This is a genomic window from Pseudoalteromonas sp. AOP7-A1-14 (genome assembly GCF_052376275.1).
GTDB lineage: Bacteria > Pseudomonadota > Gammaproteobacteria > Enterobacterales > Alteromonadaceae > Pseudoalteromonas.
The window spans coordinates 1-1,244 of record NZ_JBQSVO010000246.1 but is presented as its reverse complement, the minus strand read 5'-3'; the positions used below and the strand labels follow the sequence as shown (position 1 = coordinate 1,244).

1 protein-coding gene is annotated in these 1,244 nt (G+C 42.8%); it reads right to left on the bottom strand.

The window, feature by feature from the left end; genetic code table 11:
* Nucleotides 1-30: 30 nt before the first annotated feature.
* Nucleotides 31-1,181 (bottom strand): IS3 family transposase gene (locus tag ACT3RM_RS17905; RefSeq protein ID WP_086957897.1). Its coding sequence is split into 2 segments (ribosomal slippage): nt 31-926 and nt 926-1,181, totalling 1,152 coding nucleotides; the frame shifts between segments, so codons are not numbered across the junction.
* Between the last annotated feature and the right edge of the window lie 63 nt (nt 1,182-1,244).

Here is a 1,244-nt window from a genome sequence, read left to right as displayed (position 1 = left end):
TGATCTGAACCATCATTAGTGGACACTTCGTTAAGCGACATTTAGTTGTTCAAATTTCTCGGGGCTTAAATAGCCTAACGCACTATGCCTTCTCTTTTTGTTGTAATCAATTTCTATATATTCAAATACATGCTGCCTCATGGTTTCTCGGTTCATAATAGGCTCATATTGGATGGCTTCGACCTTGAGTGAATGGAAGAAGCTTTCCACACACGCATTATCCCAGCAGTTGCCTTTACGACTCATACTTTGCATTAAATGATGTTCGCTTAATAAATCACGATAAGCATGGGAAGCATATTGGCTGCCTCTATCACTATGTACAATGACATCTTTAGGTCTACCTCGGCGCCAGATAGCCATTTGCAGGGCGTCACACACCAAAGATGATGTCATGCGTGTACTCATTGACCAACCAATCACTGAGCGCGAGTACAGGTCGATAATCACAGCGAGGTAAAGCCATCCTTCGCTGGTCATTAGATACGTGATATCACCTGCCCATTTTTGGTTGGGCTTATCGGCGGTAAAGTTCTGCTCAAGTAAATTAGGGGCCACAGGTAAATTGTGTTTACTGTCGGTGGTCGACTTGAATTTACGAGCTGCTTTAGCTACTAAACCCTGACGTCCCATGCTTCTGTTGATGGTTTTTACATCATGTTTATTCCCTTGCTCCGCCAGCTCGACTTGGATACGTCTCGCACCGTCTCGCTCTTTACTGTCAACAAATACGGCTTTGACCTGAGTATCTAACATTTGCTGTTGTTGTTTGCGCTTACACACGTGCTCACATGATTTTATCCATGCATAAAACCCACTTGGCGATACACAAAGTACCTTAGCCATTCTGATAACGCTGAATGTGCTTCGGTAGCTTTGCATAAATTCAAATCGTGTTATTTTTGATTTTTCGCGAAGTAGGTGGCGGCTTTTTTTAATATGTCTAGCTCCTCTGCTTGCACCGCTAGTTGGCGTTTCAAACGAGCATTCTCGGTAGCTAACGTACTTTCTCTATCTGATGTAGATGCCTTTTTCAGAGCAGCAGTTCGCCAATAGTAAAGCTGGGACTCTGCGACACTTAATTCTCTGGCAGCTTGAGCAAAACCTACTTTACTCGCCAGCTTTAGTGCTTCTTCTTTGAATTCTTCTGAATAGGATTTACGTTTGGTCTTAGTTGTCATGTTTCACCTCTATGAGTTAGTTTACTCACTTAATGAGGTGTCCAAAACTATTGGTTCAGATCA